Here is a 13672-nt window from a genome sequence, read left to right as displayed (position 1 = left end):
ATGAATTCGCAAGTGTTCCGCGAGTACGACATCCGCGGCATCGTCGCCGACGATTTCGACGACGCGTTCGTGTTCGATCTCGGTCGCGGCTACGCCGCGCCCTGCATCAAGCGGGGAAAAAAAACGTCACGCTCGGCCGCGATTGCCGGCTCTCATCGGACCACTTGCGCGATCGGCTGGCCGAGGGCCTGCTCGGCGCCGGTATCAACGTGATTGACATCGGCGTGGTGCCGACACCTCTGCTTTATTTTTCGGTGCTGAGCTGGAAGATGGACGGCGGCGTGATGATCACCGGCAGTCATAACGCGGCCGAGTACAACGGCTTCAAGCTGGGCGTGGGGCCGACGACGATTTACGGCGCGGAGATTCAGCGGCTGCGCGAAATAATCGAGCGGCGCGATTTCGTCACGACCGGCGCGAAAGGCACGCTGACCGAGCGCGCGGTGATTCCCGACTACAACGCTTTCATCATGTCGCAGTTCAAGCTCAAGCCTGGCCTCAAGGTCGTCGTGGACGGGGGCAACGGATGCGGCGGCGTGGTCGCTGCGCCGCTGATGAAGCGGCTCGGGCTCGACACTACCGAGCTCTACATCGCGATGGACGGGCGCTTCCCGAACCATCACCCGGACCCGACGGTCGAGGTGAACATGCGTGACCTCATCGCGGCGGTTAAAAAAGACCATGCGGCGATCGGTATCGCGTACGACGGCGACGCCGACCGCGTCGGTGCCGTGGACGAGAACGGAAAGATCGTGTGGGGCGACGAGTTGATGGTGGCGTTCTCGCGGGCGATTTTGCGCGAGCTTCCCGGAGCTACGATTATCGGCGACGTGAAATGCTCGAAGCGGATGTACGATGATATCGCGCGCCACGGCGGGCGGCCGATCATGTGCAAGACGGGGCATTCGCTCATCAAAAGCAAGTTGAAAGAGGAGCACGCGGCGCTGGCAGGCGAGATGAGCGGGCACATGTTTTTCGCCGACCGCTACTTCGGCTTCGACGACGCGATCTACGCGTCGTTCCGCCTGCTGGAAATTTTGAGCCGCGAGGGGCGCGGTCTCGGTGCGATCCTGGCCGATCTTCCCGCGAGCCATTTCACGCCGGAGATTCGCGTCGATTGTCCCGACGATCGAAAATTCGAAGTGGTGCGGCGCGCAGCGGAATTTTTCCGCAAGCACTACGAAGTTATCGACATCGACGGCGTGCGCGTGAATTTTGCGGACGGATGGGGCCTCGTGCGCGCGTCGAACACGCAGCCGGCGCTGGTGATGCGTTTCGAGACGACCAGCGAAAAACGCCTGGCCGAAATTCGCGCGCTGTTCGACGGCAAACTGCGCGAACCCGGCGCGCTCTGACCCGATGGCTCGAAGTTCCGCCCTGCATCGCGCGTCGGTCCTGATAATCGCGGGCGGCCGCGGCACGCGCTTCTGGCCCGCGAGCCGCGAGGCAAAGCCCAAGCCGCTCTTTTCCATCGACGGCAAGACCAGCCTGTTGGCCGACACGATCGCGCGTCACCTACCACTCGTTCCGCGCGAGCGAATTTTCGTGCTGGCGGCGGCGGCGCATCAGGCGCCGTTTCGGCGTGCGATCCGCGGCCTGATTCCGTCGCAGAATTTAATCGTTGAGCCGGATGCGCGCGGCACCGCGGTGGCGATCGCTTACGGCGCCGCGATTATCAAGCGCAGGCTCGGCGACGGAGTCATCGCTTCAGTCGCGGCCGATCACTACATCGCGACCGCCGAGCAGTATCGCCGCACGCTCGCCGACGCGATCGGCCTGGCCGCGGCGAACGACTCGATCGTTGCGATCGGAATTCCACCGACGCGGCCCGAGACCGGCTACGGTTATCAGAAGATCGGCGCAAAAGTCGGCCCCGGATTCCGAATCGAGAAGTTCGTCGAGAAGCCGCCACTCGCAACGGCTCGCCGGATGGTCGCAGCGGGCGCTACTTGTGGAACGCCTCGATGTTCGTGGCGTCCACGCGGACGCTCGCGCGGGAATTCGCGGCACATAGCCCCGCGCTCGGCATCGCGGCGGAAAAGCTCGCGCGGACACCGCGGACGAAACTCGCCCGCGCTTACGGCAGGCTGCGGTACGATTCGTTCGACCGCGTGATCATGGAGAAGAGCGCCAACGTGCTCGGCGTGCGCGCGCGATTTTCGTGGCATGACGTGGGCTCGTGGGACGGGCTGTGGGACGCGGTCGGTGGCGTGGACGACAACGTGATTCGCGGCAACGCAATCGCACTCGACTCGGAGCGGGTGCTCGCGTATCCGGATTCGCGCTTGATGGTGCTGTTCGGTGTACGCGATCTGATCGTCGTGGATACGGGCGATGCGATCCTGATTGCGCATCGCGAGATGTCGCCGCAAGTCGGGCGGGTCACCAAGGAGCTCGAGCGGCGCGGCCTGAAACGCTACTTGTAGTCAATCGAGCGCGAGGGCGTCGCACTTCGTCGCCAGTTTGCGGAGTTCGCTTTCGTGATCATCATCTTCAATCGCCAGTTGACGCAGTTTGCCGACGATCTCCTCGTCGACCGATTCCCATTTCATCGCGTTGAGTCGCAGATCGGACGCTAGCCCGGCCAGCACTGCCAGGTCGCCGCTGAGCCGCGCCCAGTTGTTCGAGCCGTCATGCAGCGCGGGCTCCGGCAGCTTCGCCCAGACATTGTGGTCGGCGAGAATGGAGTTGAGCACCTTGACGTGCGCGGCTTCCGCCTCTGCGAGCGCCTCGACCCCCGGCTTGATACTCGCACCCGTGAGCGCGGCGTGGCGCCTCAGGCGTTCGACGAGCCCCTGGTTGTGGCCGGCGATTACAGCCAGTTCCTCGAGCAGTTCCGCTCGCGCCGATGCCGGTGTAAAAAATCTCTGCAAAAATCCCATGCCAGTAGCCATCTCCCCCACCCGACGCCCGTTGTTGTTATGTAGACGCGTGGCGCATCGCGACAATAGCTATCGGCATCGAATATGCCGCTGTCAAGGGAGCGCTAGGAGTTGAACAGCGCGCGCACCAGCGACGATTCGCGCTTGAAGAATCCTTGCGTGTGGTATGAATCCTCGAGCCGCAGCAGAGAGTAATCCAGGTAATGCCCGATTTCATGCATCAAGGTTCGCACAAAGGTCTTCGGCTTGACGACGTCGTGGCGCTGCGCCGTGCGCATCCAGAGCACGATATACGGCTGCCTGCGCATCCGCGGATCGTAAGGATAGAACAGCCCATGCAGCTCGCCGCGCGTGTTGCGAGGGCGCACGCCGCGGACCTCGACGATGACGGGGGAAGTCGCAAGGCCCCGGCAAATCTCGGCGGTCAGCGCGCGCGCGCAGGTGGCGGTAGCGGCGAGGTGGCCGGACTCGAGCACGCGCATCAGGGCGTCAAGCGAGTTGCGCGCGGCAATGTTGGGCACAAAATCGAAACGCTCGACGCTGTCGCTCTTCAGGTAAGTCCGCTGTGCGCGCGACGAGAGCCGATAGAAATACGACGGCAGCCGCGTCTCGGAACTCGTGCGAAGTGTCAGGCCGCTAGCCACCACAGCCTCCATTGCCGGATACTCACTTCCGGCGCCGCATCCACGCAAGTATCATCCGCGCAATAGTCACAAGGGGCAAGCACTATGCAACTGAGTATTGTCGAAATCGCGAAACCCGCCGACGCCAACGTGATCGTCGGCCAGTCGCACTTCATTAAAACTGTTGAAGACGTTTACGAGGCCCTAGTGCAGGCGGTGCCGGGGATCAAGTTCGGGCTGGCGTTCTGCGAGGCGTCGGGGCCATGCCTGATTCGACATACGGGCACCGAGCCGGCGCTGGAGCAGTCGGCGGTCGAAGCGGCGGCGGCGATTGGTGCAGGGCACGTGTTCGTCGTGATTCTCGGCAACGCTTTTCCGGTCAACGTGCTCAATCAAATCAAGTCGGTCACTGAAGTCTGCACGGTCTTTTGCGCGACGGCGAATCCGCTGCGCGTGGTTGTCGTAGAAGAAGGAGACGGGCGTGGCGTCGTCGGAGTGATCGACGGCAGTTCGCCCAAGGGCGTCGAGGGCGCGAGCGATCAGGCGGAGCGGCACGCGATGCTGCGCCGATTCGGCTACAAAAAATGACTTAGATGGATCAGGCGTCGAGACGGGGCTAACCTTGTAGCTGAGGCATTGACGCTGATGGGCGGTGGACGGCAGGCGCCAACGAAAGCAAAAGCAAATCCGGCGAAAAAGAAACGCCGTGAGTGGCGAATACGCGGATGGCGCGTGCGAAATCTCGCCGCCGGCGGATTCCTGCTCGTATTCTTCGCGCTCGGATTTTATCTCGCGCAGCTGTACGGCGAGATTTCCGCGCTGATCGAGCAGCGCCGCGCCGCGCTGACCTCCGCGATTTTCTCCGCACCGTTTCCAATCCGCGCCGGCGACGACCTCGATCGCAGTGGCCTGCTGGATCGGCTGGCGCAGTTGAGTTATTCGCAGGTGGCGTCGGCCAATACTCCCGGAGAATATACCAGGGCGAAGAACGCAATCGCGATTTACCTACGCTCCTTTTATGTTGGCGCGAAGCAGTATCCGGCCGAGATGGTGCGTGTCGGCCTCGACGGCACGCGAATCGCGGTCGTCGGCGACTCGTTCGGGGTCGCCAAGTCCGACGCGATGCTCGAGCCTGAAGTGATCGGCCGCCTTCTGCCCGGCGCGCCCGCCGAACGCGTCGAGGTGCAACTGGCCGAGCTGAAGCCGTACCTGGTCAAGGGACTGCTCGCCAACGAGGATCGTTTTTTCTACTACCATCCGGGAATCGATCCGATCCGAATCGTCGAGGCTGTGATTTCCGATTTGCGCGCGCATCGCCTCGCGCAGGGCGCCAGCACGCTCACGCAGCAACTCGCGCGAACGTTTATGGAACGCCACGAGCGCAGCTTCAGCCGCAAGTTCCGCGAGCTGGCGGTCGCCGCGGTGCTCGAGATTCGGCTGAGGAAGGACGAAATCCTCGAGCGCTACATCAACGACGTGCCGATGGGCGAGTACGAGGGCACGCCAATCGAAGGGATGCCGCAGGCGGCGCGATATTTTTTCAACAAGGACCTGGCTGAGGTGACGCCGGCGGAAGCGGCGACGCTGATCGGGATGATCCAGGCGCCGACGCTGTACGATCCGCGCCGTCATCCCGATACCTGCCGCAAGCGGCGCGACGTCGTGCTCGGCGTGATGAAACGGGCGGGCGCGATCGACGACGCTACCTACGCCGCGGCCGTCGCGACGCCGATTCAAATCACCAAGCCGCCGGGACTGCGCCGCGCGCCGTACTTCACCGACTATGTGACCGCGTTTGTGACCAAGATTCCCGGCTTCGACGGCCATCTCGAAGGCCTCAAGGTTTACACGACGCTCGACACCGAACTTCAGAGCGACGCCGTCGACGCGGTCACGGACAATATCGCGCAGCTCGAAAAGAACCATCGCCGCCTGCGTCGCACGAAGACCGACGAGAAGCTGCAGACCTCGCTGGTCGCGCTCGACGCCGACAGCGGAGCGATTCGCGCGATGGTTGGCGGGCGCGATTACTCCGAGAGCCAGTTTAATCGCGCGGCGAACGCGCAGCGCCAGCCCGGGTCGGCGTTCAAGCCGATTGTTTACCTCGCGGCGCTCGATCCCGACCGCGCTCCCTTCTCGCCGCCGCTCACGCTCGCGTCCACGCTGCCCGACGAGCCGATGACGTACAACGGATGGACGCCCGCGAACTACGAGCGCACCTATCAACCGCAAGTGACCGTCGTACGGGCGCTGTACGAGTCGCTCAACGTGCCGACCGCATACGTCGGCAACAATCTCGGCCCCGCGACGATTGTGAAGACCGCGCACGAGATGGGCATCCACGAAGATCTTCCCGCGGTGCTGCCGATTTCGATCGGCGCCGACGAGACCACGCTGCTCGAGCTCACTTCCGCGTACCAGGTTTTTGCGACCGAGGGTTTGCAATCGCCGCCGTACGCGGTCGAAGCGGTCGTCGATGCGAAGGGCCATCAGATTTACCATCACGAGGACGAAGAGAATCGCGTGATTCGTCCCGCCGTCGCGTATCTGATCACGGGCGCACTCAAAGCCGTTCTGCGCTACGGAACCGGCGCGAGCGCGGGCCGCCTCGGCCTCGATTTTCCGGCGGCGGGCAAGACCGGCACGACGCAGGACTACAAGGACGCGTACTTCATCGGCTACACGCCGGCAATTGTTTGCGGCGTCTGGGTCGGCTTCGATGAGCCCGAGAGTCTTGGCCTGACGGGTGCGCAGGCGGCGCTGCCGGCCTGGGTTCAGTTCATGCAGGACGCGGCGCCGGCAGATCCCGAGGACTTCCCTGAGCCGTCGGGCATCACGATGGCGACGATCGATCCTGACTCGGGCGGCCTTGCGACCCCGTCGTGCCCCAAGCAGGTCGCGCTGCCATTCCTGATCGGCACCGAGCCGACGCAGATGTGTACGCTGCACGGCGGAATGTTCGCGAGCGCGCCGGCGCCCGCGCCAGTGTCAACGACGATCCCACCAGCGCCGCCATTCGCACCACCTGCGCCGGTCGCCTCAGCGAGCCCGTCGTCATCCGACGTTTTTGACGCAGTCGGAAAATTTTTTAAGGGGATTTTTTTGCACTAATTCGTACTAGCGTCTCGATCGCGGAATTTTTGATCTGAAACTATTTCGCCCGAAATTCGTCTAATCCCCGCGCGTGCAATCCCGTACAATGAGCTTTGGAGCCGAGCTCGTTTGCAGAAGTATCCCAATAACCGCCTCCTAGGGGCGCGAATCGTGCTCGCAGCGTTGAGCGTCGCGGGACTCGTCGGCCTGCTCACGGCCAGCGGATGCGTCAACGGCGTTAGTATCGAATCGCCGTCCCAACGCGGATCTGCGGAGGATTCTGGCGCCGCTGTACGCCGTCAGATCGCTACACACAGCGTCAAAGCGGCGATTCCCGCCGCGGGTGACGTGTTGATCGCGGGCGGCGCCGACGCTTCGAATCGAAGCCTCGCGACCGCGGAGTTTTTCGATCCGTCGTCGGGACAGTTCGTCGCGACGGGAATCGCAGCGTTGAGTCGCGCGAGCGCATCGGCGGCTGCCCTTTCGGCGACCCAGGCGCTGTTCGCGGGCGGCTTCAGCGGCGGCGCCACGATCAAGAATTTTTCGCTCACGCTCGAAGGCAACGTGTTGAGCGGCGCGGAAATATTCGACGAGACAACCGGCGCATTCTCGCCCGCGGGCAGGATGGCCACGCCGCGGATGGGTTTCACCGCGACTGAGTTGAACAACGGCAAGGTCCTCGTCGTCGGCGGTCTCGACAATCTCGGCAACGTCCTCGATACCGCGGAGCTGTACGATCCCGCCGCGCACAAGTTCACCGCCGTCGCCAACGCGATGAGCGACCGCCGAATGTTTCACACTGCCATCCTGCTGCTCAGCGGCAAAGTCCTGCTAACAGGCGGCGCGACCAATATGTCCGGCGACACGACCAACTCCGCCGACATTTACGATCCGGCATCGAACTCGTTCACCGCGGCGACCTTCCCGATGGACCACCAGCGCGCCGCGCACACCGCGACGCTGTTCAATACCGGCCCGATGGTCGGCAAGGTGCTGATTACCGGCGGCGTCGGCGGCTCGAGCTTTTTTTTCAAGGACAGCAGCGCCGAGCTTTACGATCCCGCCTCGCAAGAATTCACTCTGCTCTCGAGCTTCATGAACGAGCCGCGCTCTCTCCACACCGCCACGCTGCTAGACAACGGGATCGTGCTGCTCGCGGGAGGATTCAGCGGCACTGTGGCAGTCTCGGGCGGCGTGCTCTCAGGCGCGTCGGGATTGATCAGCAACTCGGCCGAGACGTTCGATCCGAACACCGGCGATTTCACTTGCGTCAGCGGATTCAACAGCGAAACGCTGCGATGTAATCAATCGATGAGCGTCGCGCGCGCGGCGCATACGGCAACGCTGCTCGCGACTGGCCCGACGCCTCATCGCGTGCTGATCGCCGGTGGAATCGGCGGCGCCGATCCCGCCGCCCACGGCAGATCTCTCAGCAGCGCGGAGTTGTTCAATCCCGCGGACGGCGGCAGCTTCAGCGCGACGGGCTCGATGGCCACCGCGCGCGCTCTCCACACGGCAACGCTACTTCATTAATCGAACGGCTCGTCGGCATCCGGTTCAATGCCGTCGGCTTCAGTCGAGTCGGTGGCCACGAAAGTCTCGTGCGGACGCGACGCGTCAGCGGCCAGCTTGCGTGACACGATGATAAACGCCGAGTGCGCGATCATCCTGAAATGCGGCCGCACGCTCATCCCCTTTACCTGCCAATGCCGCAGCAGCGTCTCGAAGCTTTCGATCTCGCCGAAATCGCTGCGCGCCTGAATCGCCTCGACCGTGTCCTTGAGCTGCACCGCCGTAGGCACGTAACAGACCAGCACGGCGCCGGGCCGAAGCGCAGCCGCCGCAACGCCGATCGCGCGCCCCGGCTCTGCGAGATCCAGGAACATCCGATCGACGCCGGTTTCGTCGAAGCCCGCGTAGATGTCGTGCACCTTGATCGTCCAGTTCGGCGCGTCGCCGAAAAATGCGGCGACGTTCTTGCGCGCGGCGTCGGCGAAATCCTCCCGCAACTCGTACGAGATCACGCGCCCCGCCGGACCCACCGCTCGCAGCAGCGCAATCGTGAACGCGCCCGCGCCCGTGCCGCCTTCGATCACCGTTGCGCCCGGAAACACGTCGCCCCAAATCAGCAGCGGCCCGGTGTCCTTGGGATAAATCACCTGCGACGCGCGCGGCAGATGCGGAATCAGGTCGGCGTAGGTCGGCCGCAGCACCAGGAATGCCTCGCCGGTCGAGAACTTGACGTGCGACCCTTCTTCGACGCCGAACAAATCGTCGGCGCGCAGTTCGCCGCGGATGAGCAGTTTTTTGCCCGCCCGCAGCATCTTCATGTAGCGGCGCCCCTTGCGATCGATAAAAATTACGGCATCGTTTTCTTTGAGTCGCGAGTCCAAGATGCTTCAACGCTTGCACGCATCGAGCGCGCGGGCAACACGCGGTCGCACGATTCACAAAATTGAAAGTGAAACCCAGGTGGGTTTCAAGTTCAATCAAGTGATTTGCCCTTCCCCCGCGACCGCCTATTGACTATGCAACCCTGCGACCTTACCTTTGAGAATGCACCCGGTCAGATGGTAGCATCCAGTGGCCGGGTCGTTTTGCGTAATCGTTGATCCGATTCCAAATCAAAATCTGCGAACCGTTAATCCAACTCGAGAGCATTCCACGTCATGGCAGAGAAAAAAGCTAAAACCGCCGAGAAAAACGTCGGCCTCCAGCAGAAACACATCTGTCCCAGTTGCGGCGCCGAGAGCAAGGTGACCAAGTTCGCCGGCTTCGGCCGCAAGGGCTTCTACCTCGTCTGCGAGAAGGCCTGCGGCTTCGTCGGACGCACGCGCTAAGCGGGCACGGGGGGGTATTCGCGATGGGCCGAGCGCGCAAGAGCAAGACCTCCAAGCGTGACAAGTACGCCTCGTTCGGCGATATGGCGGATGAGGCCGACGAAGATGCCGACCTTCCCAAGGACGAAGCCGGCCGACGAAAAATCAAGCGCCAATACGGTGAGCTGCTCGGCATCCGCATCGAGAAGCTGCGCGGCAGAATTCTGAATCGCGAACGAATCAACAAGACCATCGAGGGCATCTACTTCATTTGCGCGTCGTGCATGAAAGTATGTCACTCGCTTGACGACGGCTTCGCCGAAGACCCGGCTAATCAGAACAACCTGTGCGGCGCATGCGCCAAGGCCCAGGCTGCCGCCAGCCACGCCGCCGCGGCCGCGACCGCTGCGGCCAAGGAAACCGGTGGCTCGTCGCGGCGGCCGGCAAAATCCAGGCGCAAGCGCGCGGCCGCGAGCTGACCGTGCTTGTGCGCGTGACAGCGAAAAGCTAAACAGGGCCGATGCCTTTACAGCTCATCCGTCCCGACATCAATCTCGATTTCGTCGGGAAGCGTTATTTCTTCGTCGCACTCTCGACCGCGATCAACATCCTGGCGATCGTGCTGCTCTTCACCAAGGGCCTCAACTACGGCGTCGACTTTGTCGGCGGCAGCGTCGCGCAAATCGAATTCACCAGCCGCACCAATGGCGACGCGATTCAAAAGGCGCTCGCGCCGCTCGATCTCGGCGAAATTACGGTGCAGGACTTCGGCAAGGCGGGGCAGTCGTTCCTGGCGCGCTTCGAAACGATCAAGAACATCGGCAGCATCGGGCCCAAGCTCGAGACCGCGCTCGACAAGGCCTATGGCCCCGGCGTCGCGAAGGTGGTGCGGGTCGAGAGCGTCGGCGCCAAGGTCGGCAGCGACCTCCGCCGCAAGGGCTTCGCCGCGGTCATCATCGCGACCATCTTCATGGGCGTTTACATTGCGATCCAGTTCCGCCACGTGAGCTGGAGCTTTGGCGCGGGCGCCGTGATTGCGCTCATACACGACGTGCTGGTCGTGATGTGCGCGCTCGTGATCAGCCAGTACCAGTTCGATTTGACGACACTGGCCGCGGTGCTGACGGTTATCGGCTACTCGGTGCATGACACGATCATCGTCTCGGACCGTATCCGCGAGGATTCGACCAAGCGCCGGCGCGAGCCGATCGCATCGATTATGAATCGCGCGATCAACGAGACTCTCTCGCGCACCATCCTGACTTCCGGCACGGCAATCGTCGTGCTGCTCTCGCTGCTCGCGTTCGGCGGCCCGATCCTGCGCCCGTCGGCGTTCACGCTGCTGATCGGTTTCATCACCGGCACGTATTCCTCGATCTACATCGCCGGGCCGGTGGTGCTGTTCTGGGAAGGCGGCGCCGGCCGCACACAGAAGGGCGCCGGTTCCTCTCGCGCCGCCTGATTTTCGTTGAACACCGCCCGCGGCATTTACGCGATCGCGATCGCTCGGCCGCTGGAGCGGACTGAGGATGCGGTCGTGCTGACGCTAAGCCTCGAGCGCGCCGACGGAATCGAGAAGGTCGCGCTCAGGTTCCGCATCGCAAACGCGTTGATCGGCGCTACCGACTCTCCTGAAAAACTGATCGAGCGAATCTCGCCATGGCTAGAGCGCGAATTCGAGCAAACCCGTGAAGCCGCACTGAAATCAATCCGCACCGAGCGCAAGCTATTCGAAATCTCTTTCGACGCCGCACGCCCAGGCCCGTTCGCCTAGCCAGCGCCAACGCCCCATCTCTTCTCCCCCCAAACTACTTCCAACAGGGACGAAGTCCCGCATCCTCATCTTTTGTACCGGGTGCAGGGGTCACCCCTGCCCAAGGAAGCGTGAAACCCAGGCGGGTTTCACAATCAAGTGATTTCTCCCCGCACTCTAGATCGCGCTATAACTCTCGCGATGGCAATTGAAATCCGCCGCGCCACCGAAGCCGACATCCCCGAACTCTCGCGGCTCGTCGCCGCGCTCGCCGCATGGGAGCAGTCGCTCGACCCGCGCGTGCAATTCGATTGGGACGGCATCCGCGACGCGCCCAACTGGCTGAGGCTCGTGCTCAATCGCGCGCATCACGCCGTCTGGGTTGCCAGTTCCGACGTGCGCCTGGTCGGTCATCTCTGGATTCGCCTCAAGCATCAGGCCGACGGCGCGCTTCCCCAATCCATCGGCTACATCAGCCAAGCTTTTATGGACGAGAACTTCCGCGGATGCGGCCTAATGAAGCCGATGCTGGAGGAAGCCTACGAATGGTTCCGCGACGCGGACATCACAGTCATCACGCTCAGCGTTCTGCATCGCAACTGGGTGGGCGCCACAGCATGGCATCGCCTAGGCTTCGGTGACTGGCGCGAAGAGCGCCGCATGGACCTGAAACCGCGCCCGAAATAGCTTGATAGCTCTTGTTTGACCGGTCGGTAAGGCTCATATTGTCCTTGACAGATGGGCGTAATCGCCCTACTAGACTGATTGAGTCCAGTATTCCGATGAGGCTAATTTCCGTTTGACAGTCTCCGGGGAAGCCTTATACTATACCCAGCAGGTCCACTATTACGATCGTGCTTGAATAGACACTGAAGAAAATGCTGAAGAAGCCCGTTTACATGGACAATCATGCGACCACGCGCGTCGATTCGCGCGTGCTCGATGCGATGCTGCCATACTTCACCGAGAAGTTCGGCAACGCCGCCAGCCGCAACCACAGCTTCGGCTGGGAGGCGGAAGAGGCCGTCGATCGCTCGCGCAACCAGATCGCGGCGCTGATCGGCGCCAAGTCCAAGGAGATTATTTTCACCAGCGGCGCCACCGAGTCCGACAACCTCGCAATCAAGGGCGTCGCCGAGTTTTACAGAGACAAGGGCAACCACATCATCAGTTGCGTCACCGAGCACAAGGCCGTCCTCGACAGTTGCCGCGCGCTCGAACGTGCAGGTAAAGCCACGGTCACGTATCTCCCGGTCGACAAGTACGGAATGGTCGATCCCGACGCGGTGCGCCGCGCGATCACCGACAAGACCGTGCTCATCACGATCATGTGGGCCAACAATGAGATCGGCACGATTCATCCGATTGCCGAGATCGGCAAGATCGCGAAAGAAAAAGGCATTGTCTTTCATTGCGATGCGGTCCAGGCGATTGGCAAGGTGCCGGTTGATTTCGAGAAGGCGGGCGTCGATCTCGCGTCGATCACTGCGCACAAGATTTACGGGCCCAAAGGAATCGGCGCGCTCTATGTCCGCTCGAAGGGACCGCGCGTCCGCCTGACTCCGCAGATGGATGGCGGCGGGCATGAGCGCGGGATGCGCTCCGGCACGCTCAACGTGCCGGGAATAGTCGGGCTGGGCGCGGCGTGCGAAATCGCCGGCAGGGAAATGCCTGACGAAGCGCAGCGTCTGATCCAGTTGCGCAGTCAGCTGCAGGCTGGACTGTTCGAGCGCCTCGACGAGATTTACGTCAACGGTCATCCTACCGAGCGGCTCCCCGGCAACCTCAACGTGAGCTTCGCGTACGTCGAAGGCGAGTCGCTGCTGATGGGTATCAACGATATCGCCGTCAGCTCGGGCTCCGCGTGCACGTCGGCGACGCTCGAGCCGTCGTATGTAATTCGTGCGCTGGGTATCGACGACGAACTTGCGCACAGCTCGATTCGTTTCGGCCTAGGCCGCTTCAACACGCTGGAAGAAGTCGATTACGTGACGGACAGGGTCAGCAAGGAAGTGAAGCGGCTGCGCGAAATGTCGCCGCTGTACGAGATGGCGAAAGAAGGAATCGATCTCAAGTCGGTCAATTGGAAGTCGTAACACGACGCTCTATCGACGCGCGCCGTCAAGGAAAGCGAACCAAGCGTATCATCAGGATACATTGAAATAGGAAAAAACCATGGCTTACTCGGATAAGGTAATCGAGCACTACAACAATCCGCGCAACGTTGGCAGCTTCGCCAAGGACGAGCCGGGTGTCGGCACGGGCGTCGTCGGCGCGCCGGAATGCGGCGACGTGATGAAGCTGCAACTGAAGATCAGCGACACCGGTGTGATCGAGGATGCGCGCTTTAAGACCTTCGGATGCGGCAGTGCGATCGCAAGTTCGAGCTACGTCACCGAACTAGTCAAGGGCAAGCATATCGAGGAGGCGATGACGATTAAGAACACCGTCATCGTCAAGGAACTCAATCTGCCTCCCGTCAAGATTCATTGCTCGGTGCTG

The 13672-nt window shown here is 62.3% G+C and carries 15 protein-coding genes and 1 pseudogene; 13 read left to right on the top strand and 3 right to left on the bottom strand.

Annotated elements, in window-relative coordinates; genetic code table 11:
- The 3 genes and pseudogenes from VJX68_RS01275 to VJX68_RS01265 all read left to right on the top strand — a co-directional run bounded on the left by VJX68_RS01275 (position 1) and on the right by VJX68_RS01265 (position 2426).
- A pseudogene (locus VJX68_RS01275) lies at positions 1–1355 on the top strand (phosphomannomutase/phosphoglucomutase).
- Between the two features lie 4 nt (positions 1356–1359).
- A complete protein-coding gene (locus tag VJX68_RS01270) occupies positions 1360–2115 on the top strand; it encodes a sugar phosphate nucleotidyltransferase (protein ID WP_324093824.1) in 756 nt (251 codons plus the stop codon).
- 2 nt (positions 2116–2117) lie between these two features.
- The gene (locus VJX68_RS01265; protein ID WP_324093823.1) at positions 2118–2426 is read left to right on the top strand and encodes a hypothetical protein; all 309 of its coding nucleotides are present in this window, start codon (positions 2118–2120) and stop codon (positions 2424–2426) included.
- On the opposite strand, the gene VJX68_RS01260 is transcribed toward VJX68_RS01265, so the two are convergent.
- Positions 2427–2894 carry a hypothetical protein gene (locus VJX68_RS01260; protein WP_324093822.1) on the bottom strand — a complete coding sequence of 156 codons (468 nt, stop codon included), beginning with the start codon at positions 2892–2894 and terminating at the stop codon, positions 2427–2429.
- Between the two features lie 92 nt (positions 2895–2986).
- Positions 2987–3526 (bottom strand): hypothetical protein, encoded by a 540-nt coding sequence (locus VJX68_RS01255; RefSeq protein WP_324093821.1) that lies wholly within the window; start codon positions 3524–3526, stop codon positions 2987–2989.
- Positions 3527–3610: 84 nt separating this feature from the next.
- On the opposite strand from VJX68_RS01255, the gene VJX68_RS01250 reads away from it, so the two are divergent.
- From VJX68_RS01250 to VJX68_RS01240, 3 genes are all read left to right on the top strand, one after another.
- Positions 3611–4093: an adenosine-specific kinase gene (locus VJX68_RS01250; protein WP_324093820.1), complete on the top strand. Its 483-nt coding sequence runs from the start codon at positions 3611–3613 to the stop codon at positions 4091–4093.
- A gap of 144 nt (positions 4094–4237) precedes the next feature.
- On the top strand, positions 4238–6616 hold the full coding sequence (locus VJX68_RS01245; protein ID WP_324093819.1) for a PBP1A family penicillin-binding protein: 2379 nt from the start codon (positions 4238–4240) through the stop codon (positions 6614–6616).
- Between the two features lie 153 nt (positions 6617–6769).
- Entirely contained in the window at positions 6770–8131 is a 1362-nt protein-coding gene (locus tag VJX68_RS01240) for a Kelch repeat-containing protein (RefSeq protein ID WP_324093818.1), read from the top strand.
- Here the strand turns inward: VJX68_RS01240 and VJX68_RS01235 are convergent.
- Positions 8128–8991, bottom strand: coding sequence for a tRNA (adenine-N1)-methyltransferase (locus VJX68_RS01235; protein WP_324093817.1), 864 nt, complete (start codon positions 8989–8991; stop codon positions 8128–8130). The genes VJX68_RS01240 and VJX68_RS01235 overlap by 4 nt on opposite strands.
- 276 nt (positions 8992–9267) lie before the next feature.
- Here VJX68_RS01235 and VJX68_RS01230 point away from each other — a divergent pair, with 276 nt between their 5' ends.
- The 7 genes from VJX68_RS01230 to VJX68_RS01200 all read left to right on the top strand — a co-directional run.
- Entirely contained in the window at positions 9268–9438 is a 171-nt protein-coding gene (locus tag VJX68_RS01230; RefSeq protein ID WP_324093816.1) for a hypothetical protein, read from the top strand.
- Between the two features lie 23 nt (positions 9439–9461).
- Complete coding sequence (locus tag VJX68_RS01225; protein WP_324093815.1) at positions 9462–9896, top strand: hypothetical protein; 435 nt, start codon at positions 9462–9464, stop codon at positions 9894–9896.
- A gap of 41 nt (positions 9897–9937) precedes the next feature.
- Complete coding sequence (gene secF, locus VJX68_RS01220) at positions 9938–10879, top strand: protein translocase subunit SecF (RefSeq protein ID WP_324093814.1); 942 nt, start codon at positions 9938–9940, stop codon at positions 10877–10879.
- Positions 10880–10885: 6 nt separating this feature from the next.
- The gene (locus VJX68_RS01215) at positions 10886–11191 is read left to right on the top strand and encodes a hypothetical protein (protein ID WP_324093813.1); all 306 of its coding nucleotides are present in this window, start codon (positions 10886–10888) and stop codon (positions 11189–11191) included.
- Positions 11192–11371: 180 nt separating this feature from the next.
- A complete protein-coding gene (locus VJX68_RS01210; protein ID WP_324093812.1) occupies positions 11372–11857 on the top strand; it encodes a GNAT family N-acetyltransferase in 486 nt (161 codons plus the stop codon).
- Positions 11858–12048: 191 nt separating this feature from the next.
- Complete coding sequence (locus VJX68_RS01205) at positions 12049–13266, top strand: IscS subfamily cysteine desulfurase (RefSeq protein ID WP_324093811.1); 1218 nt, start codon at positions 12049–12051, stop codon at positions 13264–13266.
- A gap of 79 nt (positions 13267–13345) precedes the next feature.
- The coding region (locus tag VJX68_RS01200; protein ID WP_324093810.1) for an iron-sulfur cluster assembly scaffold protein at positions 13346–13672 on the top strand (327 nt) is incomplete at its 3' end.

The organism is Binatus sp. (SeqCode) (assembly GCF_035272065.1).
Taxonomy (GTDB): domain Bacteria; phylum Desulfobacterota; class Binatia; order Binatales; family Binataceae; genus Binatus.
This window is presented reverse-complemented; position numbering and strand designations above follow the sequence as displayed.